General features: G+C 38.5%; 14 protein-coding genes, 1 tRNA gene and 1 pseudogene. 15 read left to right on the plus strand and 1 reads right to left on the minus strand.

Annotation, left to right across the window (positions count from 1 at the left end):
* The first annotated feature begins 5 nt into the window (after window positions 1-5).
* The 5 genes and pseudogenes from BLP50_RS02355 to BLP50_RS02370 all read left to right on the plus strand — a co-directional run bounded on the left by BLP50_RS02355 (window position 6) and on the right by BLP50_RS02370 (window position 5,813).
* Window positions 6-1,466, plus strand: a complete 1,461-nt coding sequence (locus BLP50_RS02355) for a DUF6937 domain-containing protein (protein WP_090150391.1) — start codon at window positions 6-8, stop codon at window positions 1,464-1,466.
* A 14-nt stretch (window positions 1,467-1,480) separates the two neighbouring features.
* Window positions 1,481-2,008: pseudogene (locus tag BLP50_RS14615) on the plus strand (MFS transporter); the annotation flags it as partial.
* Window positions 1,988-3,322, plus strand: a complete 1,335-nt coding sequence (locus BLP50_RS14620; RefSeq protein ID WP_090150955.1) for an MFS transporter — start codon at window positions 1,988-1,990, stop codon at window positions 3,320-3,322. The pseudogene BLP50_RS14615 and the gene BLP50_RS14620, both read left to right, overlap by 21 nt.
* A 27-nt stretch (window positions 3,323-3,349) precedes the next feature.
* On the plus strand, window positions 3,350-5,698 hold the full coding sequence (locus BLP50_RS02365) for an alpha-galactosidase (RefSeq protein WP_090150393.1): 2,349 nt from the start codon (window positions 3,350-3,352) through the stop codon (window positions 5,696-5,698).
* A 42-nt stretch (window positions 5,699-5,740) separates the two neighbouring features.
* Window positions 5,741-5,813, plus strand: a tRNA-Pro gene (locus tag BLP50_RS02370).
* Between the two features lie 5 nt (window positions 5,814-5,818).
* On the opposite strand, the gene BLP50_RS02375 is transcribed toward BLP50_RS02370, so the two are convergent.
* On the minus strand, window positions 5,819-6,748 hold the full coding sequence (locus BLP50_RS02375) for a GTP-binding protein (RefSeq protein WP_090150396.1): 930 nt from the start codon (window positions 6,746-6,748) through the stop codon (window positions 5,819-5,821).
* A gap of 137 nt (window positions 6,749-6,885) precedes the next feature.
* Here BLP50_RS02375 and BLP50_RS02380 point away from each other — a divergent pair, with 137 nt between their 5' ends.
* The 10 genes from BLP50_RS02380 to BLP50_RS02420 all read left to right on the plus strand — a co-directional run bounded on the left by BLP50_RS02380 (window position 6,886) and on the right by BLP50_RS02420 (window position 15,422).
* On the plus strand, window positions 6,886-7,809 hold the full coding sequence (locus BLP50_RS02380; RefSeq protein WP_090150399.1) for a carbohydrate kinase family protein: 924 nt from the start codon (window positions 6,886-6,888) through the stop codon (window positions 7,807-7,809).
* 94 nt (window positions 7,810-7,903) lie between these two features.
* Window positions 7,904-8,077 (plus strand): hypothetical protein, encoded by a 174-nt coding sequence (locus tag BLP50_RS14265; RefSeq protein WP_163927124.1) that lies wholly within the window; start codon window positions 7,904-7,906, stop codon window positions 8,075-8,077.
* A gap of 63 nt (window positions 8,078-8,140) precedes the next feature.
* Window positions 8,141-8,755: a cyclodeaminase/cyclohydrolase family protein gene (locus tag BLP50_RS02385; RefSeq protein ID WP_090150401.1), complete on the plus strand. Its 615-nt coding sequence runs from the start codon at window positions 8,141-8,143 to the stop codon at window positions 8,753-8,755.
* A gap of 15 nt (window positions 8,756-8,770) precedes the next feature.
* Complete coding sequence (locus BLP50_RS02390; RefSeq protein WP_090150404.1) at window positions 8,771-9,619, plus strand: bifunctional 5,10-methylenetetrahydrofolate dehydrogenase/5,10-methenyltetrahydrofolate cyclohydrolase; 849 nt, start codon at window positions 8,771-8,773, stop codon at window positions 9,617-9,619.
* A gap of 77 nt (window positions 9,620-9,696) precedes the next feature.
* Window positions 9,697-10,371: a PilZ domain-containing protein gene (locus BLP50_RS02395; protein WP_090150407.1), complete on the plus strand. Its 675-nt coding sequence runs from the start codon at window positions 9,697-9,699 to the stop codon at window positions 10,369-10,371.
* The gene (locus BLP50_RS02400) at window positions 10,371-11,312 is read left to right on the plus strand and encodes a hypothetical protein (RefSeq protein ID WP_090150410.1); all 942 of its coding nucleotides are present in this window, start codon (window positions 10,371-10,373) and stop codon (window positions 11,310-11,312) included. Before BLP50_RS02395 ends, BLP50_RS02400 begins: the two co-directional genes overlap by 1 nt.
* 89 nt (window positions 11,313-11,401) lie before the next feature.
* The gene (locus BLP50_RS02405) at window positions 11,402-11,860 is read left to right on the plus strand and encodes an HD domain-containing protein (protein WP_090150413.1); all 459 of its coding nucleotides are present in this window, start codon (window positions 11,402-11,404) and stop codon (window positions 11,858-11,860) included.
* A 133-nt stretch (window positions 11,861-11,993) separates the two neighbouring features.
* A complete protein-coding gene (locus BLP50_RS02410; RefSeq protein ID WP_090150416.1) occupies window positions 11,994-13,196 on the plus strand; it encodes an efflux RND transporter periplasmic adaptor subunit in 1,203 nt (400 codons plus the stop codon).
* Entirely contained in the window at window positions 13,193-13,900 is a 708-nt protein-coding gene (locus BLP50_RS02415) for an ABC transporter ATP-binding protein (protein WP_090150419.1), read from the plus strand. Before BLP50_RS02410 ends, BLP50_RS02415 begins: the two co-directional genes overlap by 4 nt.
* The gene (locus BLP50_RS02420; protein ID WP_090150423.1) at window positions 13,884-15,422 is read left to right on the plus strand and encodes an efflux RND transporter periplasmic adaptor subunit; all 1,539 of its coding nucleotides are present in this window, start codon (window positions 13,884-13,886) and stop codon (window positions 15,420-15,422) included. Before BLP50_RS02415 ends, BLP50_RS02420 begins: the two co-directional genes overlap by 17 nt.
* Window position 15,423 lies beyond the last annotated feature (1 nt).

Genomic DNA, 15,423 nt, shown 5'->3' on the forward strand with positions numbered 1-15,423 from the left:
TAAATATGGATAAGAGTAAGGTGATTTTTGGCAACGAAATCTCTGCCAAGGATTATAGGAAAGCATGCAAAACAAAAGAGAAGAGTATCAAAAAATTCGGAGACGATTCTGATGTAGATTACAACATAGTAATCGAAAAGAATGATAGAATTGGAGATTCTCTGGGTGTCTATGATGTACTTTTGAAGGATGGAAAATCCTTGGAGCAGTTTGACCGGGAAAAAGGCATCATCGTGGGAAATATTCGTATGGGATTTGGCCATTATAGAATTTCTATGGCCATGGCTTCTGCTGCTAAATCTATGGGATACATTCCCTATTGGATGGATCTAAATGGATATCCACAGACTACATGCACCAAGGTAATTAGCCAGCAAAATCAGCTTTATTCCCTTGGCTCACGACTTTCTAAAAACAAGCTATTTAACAAGCTTGTTTGGGAGCCTCTTAATTACGAGGGATTTAGAAAGCTAAGTTATAATGCTTCGGATCAGAAAAATGCTGAGTTGATGGCAAATGTTTATAAGAATGTGCCGAAAGATATTCCTGTGGTTGGCACACATGTGTGGCCGGCCCAGGCTGCTGTTCATGCAGGAATGAAATACGTTGTAAATGCTATTCCTGATAATTGGCCAATGGCCCTTCATTTTGCAGAAGGTGCCCTACATACCATTCAGTGCAAAAACGCCTATATGGGATATAGGATTTTAAATGGAATGAATGGAAAAAAGGTATGTAATCCTATGCCGAATGAGGATTTGGCATATGTTGGCCATTATATTGACCATGAATTGGTTAGTAATATTGAGGCAGATTGTGCGGCAAGAATGGCTCGTAAGGAAAAGGGCAAGCCTATGAGATTTCTTCTGACCATAGGTGGTGCTGGAGCTCAAAAAGAAATTTTTGCAGCGATTATCAATTATTTGCTTCCGGCAATAAATGAGAATAGAGCAGCTTTATATGTAAATGTTGGCGATTACAAAAATGTGTGGGATGAGCTGATTCAAGAGATTCCATCTATGGCACAGATTTCTACAGAACATTTTAATGAGTTTGATAAAACATCAGAATTTGCAATGAATGCCATTGATGGAGAAGTTACTGGAATTCATGGATTTTATCATGAAAATATATTTGAGGCCGTATACTGCACTAATCTTTTAATGAGGAGTGCAGATGTGCTTGTAACTAAGCCTTCAGAGCTTGCATTTTATCCTGTTCCAAAACTATTTATCAAGCGTGTTGGAAAGCATGAAATGTGGGGAGCAATCCATTCTGCAGAAATGGGAGATGGAACTCTTGAATGTAGAGACATACCACATACATTGCAGATGATTGATTTATTTATGCAAGATGGCAAGCTTTTAAATGATATGTGTGAAAGCATAAAAGTAAATAAATCCATTGGACTCTACGATGGAGCATATAAGGTCATTGAATTGGCTATGGAGATGAAAAATAAATAAGGGGATGGTTAGAAATGGGAGAGAGAAGAAATTTATCAGGTAAAGAAAAATTTGCTTATGGAATAGGTGCAGTTGGCAAGGATATGGTATATATGCTTTCTGCATCATATGTGCTTTATTTTTTTCAGGATATTATGGGAGTCAGCGCTATCGCAATGGGTATTATACTTCTCGTGGCGAGGGTGTTTGATGCGTTTAATGATCCTATTATGGGTGTTATTGTTGCAAAGACAAAAACAAGATGGGGAAAGTTTCGACCATGGCTTATGATTGGAACAATAACTAATGCGGTGCTTTTGATAATGATGTTTGCAGCACCACCTTCAGCTACACCTGGCGGTATGATTGCCTATGCAGCTGTAACATATATTATGTGGGGCGTGACCTACACAATGATGGATATTCCATATTGGTCTATGGTTCCTGCATTTACAGAAAGTGGCAAGGAGCGTGAGGGACTTTCTGCTCTTGCTCGTTCTTGTGCAGGTGTTGGCTCTGCTATTATCACAATAGTGACAGTTATGGCGGTGGCGGCTCTTGGTACACTGGCAGCATCTAAAAGTGATGACAATATAGTAAAAGTATATTCAGGTAAAACCCATTCCCTTAACTATTATGTTGCTTGCAGGGATGAGGATGGTAATCCTACAGATAACTACATGCAAATGGATGGAAGCAAGGTTACTTTAAACGTTACAGGAAGCAAGCGTTTCTTTGAAGGTGTGGATGAGCCGGAAACAGGACTTGATGGTGCTATTTATTTAAAAAATGATAATTCAGATTATTCATTTCAAACAGATGATGTAACTTTTGAAAAATCAGATGGAGATTCAGCTATTGAAGTGGCAATAGATTCAGCTGACTCTAATTATGTGACTGTCGTTCTTTATGTGCCAGTTGAAGAGTACTGGACTATGACAGAAAACTTAGATAGTGAAGTAGTTATAGATGTTAAATCCAACATGGAAGTAGAGCGTCTAGGTTTTAAATATTTCACTATTGTAATTGGAATTCTATTTATTTTATTTATCACAATAACATGTGTCTGCGTCAAGGAAAAATCAACTGTTGATATGCAGACAGCATCAATAGGTGAGATGTTTAGGGCATTGATTCAAAATGACCAGGCAATGACAATAGTTGCCACAATTGTTCTTGTAAACACAGCCCTTTTTATCACATCAAATCTTTTGATTTATTTCTTTAAATATGATTTGGCAGGTAGCAACTGGAGGGGTAACTACACCTTATTCAACACCTTCGCAGGAGGCATGCAGATTTTAGCTATGATGGTTTTGTTTCCTCTTTTGCGCAAGGCATTTACCACTCTGAAGATATTTTATATTTGTGTATTTGCGGAGATTATAGGATATATTGTGCTTTTAGTGATGGTCTTATCAGGAGTGACAAATGTATTTGCATTCTTTGTTCCGGGATTCTTTATTATGTCGGGATTTGGATTGTTAAATGTTGTAGTCACTGTTTTTCTTGCAAATACTGTTGACTATGGTGAGCTTAAAAACAATCGAAGAGATGAGTCAGTAATATTCTCCATGCAGACCTTTGTAGTTAAGTTGGCATCAGGAATAGCTGCACTTGTAGCTTCAATTTGCCTTGCAGTATTTAATATTCAGGCAGATAGCACATCGGCTCTTGATTCTCAGGGGCTAGTGCAGAAGATGTATACCTTAGGGGAGACTCAGTTAATTGATAACAGTTCTGTAATGGGGCTTAGAGCGGTTATGACTGTGGGACCTATTGCTGTACTTGTGATTGCATATTTTATATTTAGCAAAAAATATATACTGACTGATGAAAAGCTGCAGGAGATTGGAGAAGAGCTTAAATCACGTTAGAAATCTTTATCTTATAGGAGAAGAAAAATGATAAAGGCTGATGGAAAATACTTTTTCTTAAATACTAAAAATACCACTTATGCTTTTAAGGTGATGGAGACGGGACAGCTGGAGCATTTATATTATGGCAGCCTCATTGATGCTGAGGATGGAGAAAATTTATCAGAAAAGCGTGCCTTTGCTCCAGGAAATACTGTTTTATATGATAATGCTCACCCAGAAATGACTCTTGAGGATGTGAGGCTTGAGACATCAGCCGTTGGCAAGGGGGATTTCAGAGAGCCTATGATAGAGGCAATTTGCACTGATGGAAGCACATCTCTTGATTTTATATATGATAGTTATGAGACATTTTCTGGAAAGAAAGAGTTTAATACTATGCCTGGCTCGTATGGCTCAAAGAGGGACGTAGAGACTCTTAATGTAAAAATGGTAGATGCCAATAATGGATTTACTCTGATTCTTTCATACTACGTATATGCGGATTGCGATGTGATTAGCCGCTCTGCAAAATTTATTAATACATCTTCTGAAAAAGTTAAGTTGACTCGTATGCTATCCATGCTTATGGATTTTGATCATGCAGGAATGAAGATTACATCCTTCCATGGCAAATGGACAAGTGAGATGAATAAATCAGATACTATTCTTTCTGCTGGCAAGTTTGTCAATTCTTCATTTACAGGTACTAGCTCTAACCGAAGCAATCCATTTTTTATGGTATCAGATACAGATGCTACAGAAATATCTGGCAGTGTATATGGGTACAATTTGATTTATTCAGGCAACCATTATGGGGCGGTAGAGGTATCTCCGTGGGAGAAGACTAGGGTTGCTTACGGCATTAATCCAAGAAACTTTTCATGGATATTAGAACCTTCGGAGGAATTTGAGGCACCTGAAGCTGTGATGACTTATTCAGCAGCTGGTTACAGGCAAATGAGCCTGAATATGCATGAATTTGTTCGAGAGCATATTACAAGAGGAAATTGGAAAAAGAAGGAGCGTCCTATTCTTATTAATAGTTGGGAGGCTGCATACTTTGATTTTACAGAGTCATCATTGGTAAAACTTGCCAAGGCTGCTAAAAAAGTCGGTATTGAATTATTTGTAATGGACGACGGCTGGTTTGGTGAGAGGAATGATGATAAAAGAGGGCTTGGAGACTGGGATATTGTAAATAAAAAGAAGCTTCCAAGTGGCCTAGAAGGAATGGCTAAAAAGATTAATGACCTAGGGCTTATGTTTGGCCTTTGGGTTGAGCCTGAGATGATAAATGTGGATTCTGAGCTTTACAAGAAACATCCGGAGTGGGCAATAGATATACCAGGTAAAAATCATGCTGAAGGTCGAAATCAGAGGATTTTGGATTTATGTAATCCTGAAGTTGTGGATTATCTCATTGATGTTATGAGTAGCGTTTTTTCTACACCAGGTCTTTCCTATGTTAAGTGGGATATGAATAGAAATTTCTCTGATTACTATTCAAAATATTTGCCTGCAGAAAAGCAGCAAGAGGTTTCTCACAGATATGTTCTGGGACTATATAGACTGTTAAAAACATTAACAGAGCGTTTTCCAGAGCTATTGATAGAGGGCTGTGCCTCTGGTGGCAATAGATTTGATTTAGGAGTCCTTTGTTATTACCCTCAGATTTGGGCCAGCGATAATACTGATGCAGTTAGTCGACTTGATATTCAAAATGGTTATTCCTATGGATATCCACAGAGCACATATACAGCTCATGTATCCTCATGTCCTAATCATCAGACTCTTAGAATCACACCGATGGAATCAAGATTTGCTGTTGCAAGTTTTGGAGTGCTAGGATATGAGCTTAATTTAAATGATGCAAAATCGGAAGATGTAGCTTCTGTTGAGGCACAGATAGAGCTCTATAAACAATATAGAAAAACTCTTCAATTTGGTGATTTCTATAGGCTTAAAAGTGGTAACATTTGTGAGTGGAGCATTGTCTCTAGGGATAAATCACAGGCTGTTACTATGGTGATGCAAAGAGAGGTCCAGCCTAACAATCCGTATTTACGAATTGAGCAGGCAGGCCTTGATGAGAATGCAAAATATCATTTTTATGGTCGCAAGCTTGAATACAATCTAAAGGGATTTGGAGATTTGGTAAATACAGTGGCCCCTATCCATATCAAGCAGGATGGTATTCTCCACAATGTGGTAGCGAAATTTGTAAAGATGCCGGGAGAGACAGAGGATATTAAGGCCAGCGGAGCTACACTTAATAATGCAGGAGTTAAGCTGGCACAGAGCTTTATTGGCACAGGCTATGACGATAGGGTGAGATATTTCCCAGATTTTGGTGCCAGACTGTATTTCACCGAGAAAATAGATATTACAGAGTAATTTCCGATTAAATAAAAAGCTGCAGGGCTTCCTGCAGCATATCGGGGTGTGGCTCAGATGGTAGAGCGCTACATTCGGGATGTAGAGGCCGCGCGTTCGAATCGCGTCACTCCGATTTATTTATTCCATAAATTCTTTTATTTTATCAGAATCTAAGTCTTCGCCGATTACTATAAAGACTTCCTGGCCTACAGGCATGGTAGTCAGCTCAAATTGAGATTTGGTGGCGTTAAATTGGTACCATGTTTCATCTTCCCTAAAGAATCCCTTGGCGCGAAGTATTTTTCCAAAGGAATCATCACTCATTAGAGTGGTTATTTTGTCTTTTATTGTTTCCCTATTCATTTTAAGTTCTAGGAAGTAGACGGTTTTATAGCCGCTGTCATCAGTGCCTAGCTTTTTAATGTATGAATGGGTGGAGTACCCACAATTAGAAATCATCTGAAAGTCAGAGTCTGTAAGCTCATCCCAGTTTTTATCAAATATAATGCCATCTATGTCCTTAGAAAGCTTCGCTTTTTCGGCAGCCGCTTTTAGATGGGAGATAGTACCACTGATTGTTTCTGGTGTAGCAAGCTGAGTCTTGCTGAGGACAATGATTCCTGCATTGGCAATCTGGGATGCCAAAAAGAAATCGGAATCATCAGATAAATTGTCATCTAGATTACCATCTACGATAGTGATTACGTTGCCAATTTCATACCATCTATCAATAGGATCTTCTCTTAAAGCATCGAAAAATTCATCTACATCAAATATACCAGATGGCTCAATTATAACTCGGTTGTAGCCGCTCATTCCCATGGATATAAGCTTTGTTTTAAATCTGCGTCTGTGGCAATCCGCATCACATCCACCAGCAACCATTTCTAGCTCGCAGTTGTCGCCTCTCAATTCGTTGAGTAGGAGCATATCTACGTTTACAGCACCATAGTCATTTTCCAGTATGCCTACCTTTTGTCCCTGGTCCATAAAGTGCCTAGCGTATTTTTTTAAGAAAGTAGTTTTGCCACTTCCTAAGAAACCTGTTATCAAATCAACTTTAATCATTTTTTAATCCTTACCTTAGTTTATTAACCTTAAGTATCAATAATTGTACACAAATATTTGCTATTATGCTATTCATAAATCTTTTTTAATGCTATGATATTAGCGAAAAATTTTCATTAAAGGAGTATTTATATTTTATGGGAATCGTAGTTTTAGGTGCGGTATTTATAGATATAAAGGGCCATTCTACTTCTAGCTATATACCTGCTGGTAGAAATGTTGGTACAGTAGAAGAGGTTCATGGTGGTGTTAGTAGAAATGTAGTTGAGGATATTGCTAATGTAGAGCTTCGCCCAAAGTTTGTTAGTCTTGTTGACGAAAGCGGAATAGGCACAGGTGTCCTTGAAAAGCTTAACAATCACAAGGTAGATACTCGATTTGTTCGTAGAACTCCTGATGGCATGGGCAAGTGGCTTGCTGTTTTTGATAACCATGGTGATGTGGTTGCATCTATTTCCAAGAGGCCAGATCTTTCTGCTATCAATGATATCCTTGATGAGCAGGGTGATGAGATTTTTGGTGATGCTGATAGTATTGCCCTTGAGATAGATATGGAAAAGGACACTATCAAGCGTGTATTTAAATACGCTGAAAAATACAATCTCAAGGTTTATGCTGCAGTTTCTAATATGAGTATTGCAGTAGAGCGTAGAGATTTTCTTAAGAATGTTGAGTGTTTTGTATGCAATCAGCAGGAGGCTGGCATTCTTTTCATGGATGATTATTCACAGAAGACACCTGAAGAGATGCAGGAGATTTTAGCTAAGAAAATTCAGGGCGCTCAGATTCAAAAGATGATAGTAACTCTTGGCGGTAAGGGTGCCGTATATGCGGATATCAATGGCAAGACTGGATTTGTTCCAGCTAGAAAGGTAGATGTAAAGGATACAACAGGCGCAGGAGATTCTTTCTTTGCAGGTGTTACAATTGGTCTTACTTATGGAAAGACATTGGAAGAGGCATGTGAAATCGGCTCTACACTTGCTGCATCAGTTATTGTTACATCTGACAATGTATGCCCTAGATTTTTACCTAGTGAATTTGGCATAGAACTTCCTTAGATATTAATATCTACATTGAAAATTTCTTCTATTATGATAAAATTGTTCTTGGCTGAGTTTTTGGCCTACTACTATATAGATTGGGCAATGGACAATGTTTGAGGACAAAAACATTTCATATAGACAATTGTTTTTTGATATGGATGGTTCGATTCACCAAGAGACCTATGTTTTTCACAGGGAACTCACTGAAGAGGAGAAAGAACAGTACAATAACTTGGTGGCTGATGCCAATCAGATGACTATATTTGATTATATTAAGGAATGAGTGACTCCACGGCATTGATTATTCAATGCTCTGGAGTCTTGTTTTATTTATAGGAGAATAATTATGGATTTTAAGAAAATGACATGTACTGAGTTTACAGAAGCACTGGCATCAAAGACTTCCGTGCCTGGAGGCGGTGGTGCATCGGCTCTTGTAGGGGCTGTTGCTATAGCCCTTGGGGATATGGTTGGAGAGTTTACTGTAGGCAAGAAAAAGTATGCTGATGTTGAAGATGAAATCAAGGGTCTGATGGCACGGGCACAGGATCTTAGAGTGGAGCTTCTTAAGTGTATAGAGGAGGATGCTATCGCATTTGAACCTCTTTCAAAGGCTTATGCCATTCCATCTGATGACCCATCAAGGAATGAGATAATGGAAAAATGTCTTAAGGACGCAGCGGCAGTTCCATTTAAGATTCTTGAGCTTTCATGTCAGGCGGTTGACTTACAGAGGGAATTTGCTGACAAGGGTTCAGTGATTATGATTAGTGATGCTGCTACGGGTGTTGCAATGCTTGAAGGTGCTATTAAGGGAGCGGCTATCAATGTAAGAATTAACACCAAATCCATGAAGGATAGGGAATATGCAGAGGATTTAAATCAAAAGGTAGATTCCCTTGTGGCTGAGTACACTAAAAAGGCTGCTGACATTTATTCTGATGTATTTAATAGACTATAGTTTACTGGAGGTTTTATGGCTACATTACTAAAGGGAAAAGAAGTTGTTGAAGCTCTTAACGAGAAAATGATTGAAGACGTAACTGCTCTTAAAGCAAAGGGCGTTACCCCAACACTTGCTATTTTAAGAGTGGGCGAGAGAGCAGATGATATCTCTTATGAGAAGGGCGCAATTAAAAGATGTGAGCTTGTTGGCGTGGAAGCTAGAGTGTTTGCACTGCCTGCAGATGTATCTGAAGAGGACTTCTTTGTAAAGCTACAAGAATTAAATGAAGATATAACTATACATGGAATTCTCATGTTTAGACCACTTCCTAAGCATATTAATGAGGAGAAGGCTAGAAAGCTACTTTCTCCTGGTAAGGACATAGATGGATGTACTGATATTTCTCTTGCAGGTGTTTTCACTGGGAATAACGAAGGATTTGCCCCATGTACAGCAGAGGCAGCAGTTGAAATATTAAAGTATTACAATATTCCACTTTCTGGAAAGAAGATTACTGTTATCGGACGTTCCCTTGTAATCGGTCGTCCTGTAGCTATGATGCTTATGCATGAGAATGCTACTGTTACTATATGTCATACTAGAACAGTAGATGTGCCAGCTGAGGCTAAAGATGCGGATATTCTAGTGGTTGCATCTGGTCAGATGGAGAGCGTAGGCGCAGAGTACTTAAGACCAGGACAGGTGGTTATTGATGTAGGAATTGGTTGGAATGACAAAAAAGGCAAGCTCTGTGGAGATGTAAAATTTGACGAGGCTGAGCCTATTGTTGATGCTATTACACCAGTACCAGGCGGAGTAGGTGGAGTTACCACTAGTATTTTGGTGAAGCATGTGGTTGAAGCTGCTAAAAAATTATAAAAAATAACCGAAAATAAATGAAAGCGGTGGGCTTTTAAGTATAATTAGAGCATAGATAATAAAAGGGGTTATGAAATATGACAATCGATCAGTTGACTGCGGACCAAGAGGTTACTCTTGAAGTACTAATCGGTGGATCTTCTTTTGAGATTAAAACAGAAGTTGTTGGTACCAACGATAATACAGGAGTTTTGTTAAAACCGTACGTATATAATGGCATGGTAGTAGATTTTACTGCTGGCTCGCCTAAGAGTATGCGTTTTAATTTACATTGCATTGATCCATTATCTGGTGGAAGGGTTGTATGGAAAAATGTTTTGGTAAAGCTTGTAAATTACAGAGATGTTGATTATTACGTTGTGGATTCCAAAAATTTTGGTACTATTGCAGCCTCTAGCGAGCGAAGAGTAGATGAGAGGGTAAATGTTCATAGACCGGGCTCTGCCACTAAAGATGATTTGAAGCGCATGTCGGTTTCAGTTATTGATATTAGTGATGCAGGCATCTCATTTATAGGCAATCAAAATTTATTTACAATCGGAGATTTGGTAGAGGTAAACTTTGCTGATACAGCAAATGATTCTGACTTTAGCCTTAGGGTCACTGCGAAGATTAACAGGGCAGAGGTTATAAAGGAAGGCATTTTCTTTGCTGGTATGATTCAGGATAAGGACAACAAACTACTTGCTTATTTGTGCTTTAAAGGAATAGATGAGCGCACAAATAATTTTTTGAATAACGAGGAAAACTGATGGCAGATGATAAGTTAAGGCAGGAGCTTTATTACATAGCAAAGCTTACAACTAAATATGACTTTAAGGATATGTCTGTGGTGGAGGAGATTCTCCGTCAGGAAAATGAGAGAAAGCTTCTAACTTCTGTCTTTGGCACCAGATTTAAGACTAGGATATTTGATATAGCTTCCGATGTTAAGCATGAGGATACTTGTGTTATATGCGGTAAGCCGGCTGAGAATGGAGTGGCTTGCGCTGCCTGTCTGAAATCCATATTAGAAAGCAAATATGCTAAAAATAAAAACGAGATTGAACAAACTGGGCGATTTAATTTAAAAAAGCTTTTTGATAATAAATTATTCCGTAGAGTAAAAAGTTTCTTTAGCTCTTTGTCATCTAAGTCAAAAAATTCTCATGAGATTCCAGAAAAAGTGGATACTGTAGAATCATCAGAGACAACAAAATGGTATAAAAGTATTAGGGCAAAGCATGTATTTCAATACAGCTGCATAGTTTGTTTAACCCTGATTTTATTTATACAAATATATATTTTAGGTGTATGGCTTAGCCTTCCAACCTACAATAAAAAAGAGTCAGTTAGAAAAAGCCAGTATGAGGCAACTGCATTAGCTGATGAGAATCAGGCTCTTAAGGAGCTTCAAAAAGAATTTCCTGAGGAAGATGGATATACCATAACCTACAGTAGACAGGATAGAGAATATGTTGGCAGATTCCTTATAGACATAGGAGATTGCTGCGAGGAAGTAGAAGAGGATCTTTCTCCAGAAGAGAGATATGAATATTTCTTCCAAGAGGATGTATATGTATTCTATATAACAAATATATCCGATTACTCAGCGGTTGTAGGCAAGGCTGAGGTTAATGCAAATGGGTCAATTATTCTTACCGGTTCTTTCAATGATGGAAGAAAGACTGACTGTTTATATAGATTTAGATAATTTTTAACCATTGATTCACAACATAGTCATAATTCTTTGATACTATTTGGCCTAGCTTCAAGGGAAATGATGTGTTATAAGAGGTATTTATGAAGCTAAAGCCAGAAGAAATCAAGAGATTGGAAACAATCTTAGAGCCTTTCAGAAATGACGAGAGGACTCAGAAAATGAAACAGTTTATTCAGCATGGTAAGATTACTACATACGAGCATGCTGAGAGTGTAACAAAGCTTTCATATTGGATTAATAAGAGATTGCACCTTAATGCCGATGAGCATGTTCTGACAGTTGGTGCATTCCTGCATGATTATTATCTATATGATTGGCATGAGACAGATGAGGGCAATGGCCTTCACGGATTTTCTCATTCTCGCACAGCAAGAAGAAATGCAGTTGCTCATTTTGGAATCTGCAAAAGAACCCAGTCTGTAATAGAGACGCATATGTGGCCACTTACTTTTACTAAGGTGCCAAGGAGCCGTGAGGCCTGGATAGTATGTCTTGCTGATAAATGGGTTTCCACTAGAGAGACTTTGCTTTGTAGATAAGATTTATATTGGATTTAATATTTTAAAACAGGGGTAATGTTTGTGTTGCATTACCCCTTTATTAATGTTATAACTGTATTAGTAGAGATAGAACAGTTGCGGATGCGATTTTAAAATAGAAAGGAAGAATGTTATGAAGAAAAAAATAATTGTGCTTATTGTAGCAGCACTATTAGTTGGTGGAGGCTGTTTCGTAGCGTACAAAAAAGGACTGTTTAGGGGAGGCTCAAAGTCTGTAGACAATTCTGCAGAGGTCTATGTTATGACACTTGATGAAATAATGGGGGCTAACAGTAGCTATTCATCAGATGTTTTCATGGGCGTTGTGGAGGGCCAGGAGACTAGCAGTGTAACTAAGAGTACAGAAAGAGAATTGGATACTATTTTTGTATCAGAGGGAGACACAGTTGAAAAAGGTACACCTCTATTCTCATATAAGACAGATAATCTAGAGGCAGAAAATGTACAGTACGGATTTGATATTGAAGGCTATAATCTTTCAATCCAAGAGTACAATGATGATATCGCTAAAAAGCAAAAAGAGCTTGATAAGATAACAGGGGATACAGACGAGGATAAGGACAAAAAAGAGGCCCTTGCCAACGAGATTGCAGGCCTTAATACGGATATCCAAATTGCCCAGAACAATATAGATCAGACTAATGCCAAAATTGAGGAGAATAATAGAAAAATCAACAATTCTGTTGTAAAATCTTCCGTTTCTGGAGTAGTTACCAAAATTGCAGATGACACTAATCCATACACCACAGATGGTTCCTTTATAACTATCCTTGGTGCTAGTGAGATGCGCATAAAGGGCCAGATTAATGAGCAGAATGTGTGGGCTATTAATGTGGATGAGCCTGTTACACTTAGATCTCGTGTAGATGCATCCCAGACATGGACTGGTACTATTACTAAGATAGATACAGAGTCTAAGCAGGAAAATACTGATTCAATGTATTCATACGGTGGAAGCAGTGAGAATTCATCTACAAAATATCCATTCTATGTCACTCTTGACGATTCAGAAGGATTGATGATGGGACAGCATGTTTACATCGAATTAGGAAAGACTGATGCACCTGAAATGGATTTCTCTGATGGAACATACATCTATGATTACTACATTTCCTATGAAGAAGATGGTACACCTTTCCTTTGGGTAGAAGACGGCAATAGACTTGCAAAACAGACTATAGAGCTTGGCGATTACTATGAGGAGCAGATGGTATATGCAGTAAGTGGTATTGATAAAGATACTAAAATTGCATATCCAATGGATGATTACAAAGAAGGAATGAAAACCGTCAGTGGACAAGAGGTGCAGCCATGATAGTAAAGTTGGAGAATATTTTTAAGGTGTATGGTGAATCTGGAACAGAGACATCGGTGCCAGCTTTAAATGACGTAACTCTCACTGTTGATAAGGGAGAATACGTTGCAATTATGGGACCCTCTGGTTCAGGCAAGAGTACACTTATGAACGTTATCGGATGTTTGGATAAGCCTACATCTGGAAAATATATATTTGAGGATAAGGATGTGCTGAAGCTTAAGGATAGACAGATGTCTGACCTTAGACTTAATTCTATCGGATTTGTTTTCCAAAGCTTTTATCTTATGAATGAGGAAAACGCCATCGAGAATGTGGCACTTCCCCTTAGCTATGCTGGAGTTCCTAAAAAGGAAAGAGAAAAAAGAGCTATAGATGCCCTGACAAGAGTTGGGCTTGCTGATAGAGTGAAATTCAGACCGGATCAGCTTTCTGGTGGACAAAAACAGCGTGTTGCCATAGCAAGAGCTATTGTAAATAATCCAAAGGTACTGCTTGCGGATGAGCCAACAGGTGCCCTGGATCAAAAGAGTGGTGCAGCTATTATGGACCTTTTTCAGAAGTTAAATGACGAGGGTACTACAATTATCATGATTACTCATGATGCAAATATAGCTAGCCACGCTAAAAAGACATATAGAATAGTAGATGGTCGACTTTATGATGGACTAGAACAGGAGGTGGATGATGAAAAAGATAATTAAGCCACTGATTGTTATAGTTGTCATTGCTGGCCTTGTGGTTGGCGGTTTATATGGCTACTTTAGATATAATCGAGGTAAGAAAATAGCACAGGTTGTTTCCCTTACCACCTATGGAATGGATGGCTATTGGGGTGATTCCATTGAAAGCTATGGAACTGTTACTGCTGAGAAATCACAGACTACATATTTAGCATCTGGTACAGAGGTCCTCAGTGTTAATTTTGCTGAGGGAGACCATGTTGAGGAGGGAGATGTTCTCCTTACAGTAAAGAAGGAATCGCAGAATATCAGAGGTAAGGAGCTTGAGGTTGAAAAGGCTCAGCAGATATATACTGCTAACGTCAATCGTTTGGAAAGATTGGAGAATACAACGCCTATTCCTGAGCATATAGCATCTCAGGCGGATACTAGAGATATTACATATATTCCCGAAAAGATATATGTAGTAAAAGAGGGTGCTTCTTTTATGGATGATTATACAGAGGGAGATCGAGTATTCTCTATTGAATATGAGCCAAATGGTGATGAATTTGGTAGATTATATTATTCTAGTGTTAGTTTATATCCATATGATGAAGTTAAGGATATAGATAAAATCAATGCTATTAAAGAAGAGTTAGGAAAAATTGAAGATTTATCTACAGTTTTCGAAATATACGAGGAAGAGGTTACTACGGAAATTACAGTAGGTAACTGGTACTACGACACCTCAAACGGCAATATTATCGGTCACGAGGGTATAGGACCTCATGGCGAGATTCGCGAAGAGTACATTGAGCCAAAGGGCTATACACCAACTCAGCTGGAAGAGGCAATTGAGCAGACTAAAAAGGACTTAGCAAGAGCTGAGCTTGATCTTAGAATCAAGGCTAATCAGCTTGAGGAGATGAAAAATACCAATGAAAATGGCGAGATGATTGCCAAGGTATCTGGAACAGTTTCTAAGGTACAGAGTGCTGACAATTATAATAGCACCCAGCCATTTATGATTGTATCTGCAACAGATGAGTATTTTATCTCTGGAACTATTGGCGAGTTCTATCTTGGCAACGTCCATGTAGGTGATAAGGTATCTGTAATGTCTTGGGATAATGGAATGACAGCTGATGCAGTGATTACAGATATCAGTGACAGTCCTGACACATCAGAAGAGAACAACTACTACATGGGTGGCGGCAATACTAATGTGAGTAACTACGTATTTAAAGCCAGCTTTGATAGAAGTAGTGGTATTGAAATTGGCGCAGCCGTAGATATTACAATTACACCAGATAATGTGGAAGCCGGCGGTATGTATATACCAAATTTCTTTATTAGAAAAGATTCTGGTGGAAATTATGTTATGAGAATGAATGATAAAAACAGACTTGAAAAGGTATATGTAAAAATCGGCAAGTCACTTTGGGGCGAGATGCTTGAAGTAAAGTCTGGAATTACAATGGATGATTGTCTTGCATTTCCTTATGGCAATGGTGCTATAGAGGGAATCAAATGCAAGAAAGTTGAATCGCTTGATTATTAAG

This window comes from Pseudobutyrivibrio sp. AR14 (genome assembly GCF_900101325.1).
Lineage (GTDB): Bacteria > Bacillota > Clostridia > Lachnospirales > Lachnospiraceae > Pseudobutyrivibrio.

Excerpts from the sequence above, each read along its gene's own strand:
- BLP50_RS02355 (WP_090150391.1), top strand. The coding sequence starts at position 6 with ATGGATAAGAGTAAGGTGATTTTTGGCAACGAAATCTCTGCCAAGGAT.
- BLP50_RS14620 (WP_090150955.1), top strand. The coding sequence starts at position 1,988 with ATGGCGGTGGCGGCTCTTGGTACACTGGCAGCATCTAAAAGTGATGAC.
- BLP50_RS02365 (WP_090150393.1), top strand. The coding sequence starts at position 3,350 with ATGATAAAGGCTGATGGAAAATACTTTTTCTTAAATACTAAAAATACC.
- BLP50_RS02375 (WP_090150396.1), bottom strand. The coding sequence starts at position 6,748 with ATGATTAAAGTTGATTTGATAACAGGTTTCTTAGGAAGTGGCAAAACT.
- BLP50_RS02380 (WP_090150399.1), top strand. The coding sequence starts at position 6,886 with ATGGGAATCGTAGTTTTAGGTGCGGTATTTATAGATATAAAGGGCCAT.
- BLP50_RS14265 (WP_163927124.1), top strand. The coding sequence starts at position 7,904 with ATGTTTGAGGACAAAAACATTTCATATAGACAATTGTTTTTTGATATG.
- BLP50_RS02385 (WP_090150401.1), top strand. The coding sequence starts at position 8,141 with ATGGATTTTAAGAAAATGACATGTACTGAGTTTACAGAAGCACTGGCA.
- BLP50_RS02390 (WP_090150404.1), top strand. The coding sequence starts at position 8,771 with ATGGCTACATTACTAAAGGGAAAAGAAGTTGTTGAAGCTCTTAACGAG.
- BLP50_RS02395 (WP_090150407.1), top strand. The coding sequence starts at position 9,697 with ATGACAATCGATCAGTTGACTGCGGACCAAGAGGTTACTCTTGAAGTA.
- BLP50_RS02400 (WP_090150410.1), top strand. The coding sequence starts at position 10,371 with ATGGCAGATGATAAGTTAAGGCAGGAGCTTTATTACATAGCAAAGCTT.
- BLP50_RS02405 (WP_090150413.1), top strand. The coding sequence starts at position 11,402 with ATGAAGCTAAAGCCAGAAGAAATCAAGAGATTGGAAACAATCTTAGAG.
- BLP50_RS02410 (WP_090150416.1), top strand. The coding sequence starts at position 11,994 with ATGAAGAAAAAAATAATTGTGCTTATTGTAGCAGCACTATTAGTTGGT.
- BLP50_RS02415 (WP_090150419.1), top strand. The coding sequence starts at position 13,193 with ATGATAGTAAAGTTGGAGAATATTTTTAAGGTGTATGGTGAATCTGGA.
- BLP50_RS02420 (WP_090150423.1), top strand. The coding sequence starts at position 13,884 with ATGAAAAAGATAATTAAGCCACTGATTGTTATAGTTGTCATTGCTGGC.